Annotated in this window: 2 protein-coding genes; both read left to right on the top strand. The window is 61.8% G+C overall.

What is annotated here, in order from left to right:
• Window positions 1-189 precede the first annotated feature (189 nt).
• Entirely contained in the window at window positions 190-1,164 is a 975-nt protein-coding gene (nadA, locus tag EN993_RS35465; RefSeq protein WP_127266207.1) for a quinolinate synthase NadA, read from the top strand.
• Window positions 1,161-1,685 (top strand): FAD-dependent oxidoreductase (locus EN993_RS35460; RefSeq protein ID WP_127266206.1); only part of this gene is annotated, 525 nt, incomplete at its 3' end. The genes nadA and EN993_RS35460, both read left to right, overlap by 4 nt.

Below are 1,685 nucleotides of genomic sequence, written 5' to 3'. Positions count from 1 at the left end.
GGTTGAGAAGACCGGGAAGACGACCGCCGAAGCCGGCGGCCGGCCGGCGCAGCTCTACCGCTTCCGCCACGACATTCTCGACGAGCGGCCCGTGGCCGGGACAAAATTGCCGCTTGCGCGGGCTTGACATCCTTATAGTCACAACGATTATAAAGCATTATAATCACGTAGACTATAACTGGAGGCTCGATGAGCGCCATCCTGCCTTCGGCCGCTTCCCTGTACGATCGCGTTCGGCGGGTTATTCCCACGATCGAATGGTCGACCTTTCTTGACGACATCGATGCCATTCTAGCGCTGAAGCGGGAGCGCAATGCCGTCATCCTGGCACATAACTACCAGACGCCTGAGATCTTCAATTGTGTCGCCGACATCGTCGGTGACAGCCTGGCGCTTGCCCGCAAGGCGGCCGAAACCGAGGCCGATGTCATTGTGCTGGCCGGCGTGCATTTCATGGCCGAAACAGCGAAGCTGCTCAACCCCGAGAAGACGGTCCTCATCCCCGACCTGAACGCAGGCTGTTCGCTGGCGGAGTCCATTACCGCCGAGGACGTGCGCCTGATGCGTCAGCGCATCCCGAACGTGCCGATCGTCACCTATGTCAACACATCTGCTGCCGTGAAGGCCGAGTCCGATATCTGCTGCACCTCGGGTAATGCGCGTGCGGTGGTGGAATCGCTTGGCGTGCCGCGCGTCATCATGCTGCCGGACGAATACCTGGCCAAGAACGTCGCCGCCGAGACGAATGTCGAGATCCTGGCCTGGAAAGGTCATTGTGAGGTGCATGAGCGCTTCGCTGCCTCCGACATTCGCGAATTGCGTCAAGCACATCCCGGCATCGTAGTGCTTGCTCACCCCGAATGCCCACCGGAAGTGGTAGCGGAGGCCGACTTTTCGGGTTCGACCGCTGCCATGTCCGACTATGTCGAGAGGCAAAAGCCGCCACGCGTCGTGTTGATGACGGAATGCTCGATGAGCGACAATGTCGCACTTCAGCATCCCGGGATCGAGTTCATCCGTCCCTGCAATTTGTGCCCGCACATGAAGCGGATAACGCTCGCCAACATTCGAGCTGCGCTCGAGCAGAATCGCCATATCGTAACCATCGAGCCCGCGATCGCTGGGCGCGCGCGGCTTGCGGTCGAACGGATGCTCGCACTTTGAGCACCGATGTCCGCAGCTTCTTCGGGCGGCCAATTATCATCGGCGGCGGCATCGCCGGGCTGATGACCGCGCTTCATCTGGCACCTGAGCCAGTGCTTGTTCTGTCCAGGACGCTGCTGGGAGCTGACACGTCGAGCACCTGGGCACAGGGTGGTCTGGCCGCGAGCCTCGGTCATGACGATGATGCGGCGCAGCACCTGGCTGACACGCTTGCCGCCGGCGACGGGCTCTGCGACAGACGCATGGCAAAACGCATCCTCCAGGCCGCGCCCAGTGCGATCGAAGGCCTTGCGAGTCTCGGGGTCCCCTTCGACCGTATGTCGACAGGGTCGCTACGCCTCGGATTGGAGGCCGCACACAGCCGGCGTCGCATCGTTCATGCGCATGGCGACGGCAGCGGGCGTGAGATCATGCGTGTCCTGATCGCGGCCGTGCGTTCCACTCCGTCGATCGTTGTTGTGGAGGGCGTGGAAGCGCGCCGCGAGGCGAAGAAAACGGATCCTAGCGAACAGCTTGCCCAG

The sequence above is a fragment of the Mesorhizobium sp. M7D.F.Ca.US.004.01.2.1 genome, assembly GCF_003997785.1.
GTDB classification, from domain to species: Bacteria; Pseudomonadota; Alphaproteobacteria; order Rhizobiales; family Rhizobiaceae; genus Mesorhizobium; species Mesorhizobium loti.
This window is presented reverse-complemented; position numbering and strand designations above follow the sequence as displayed.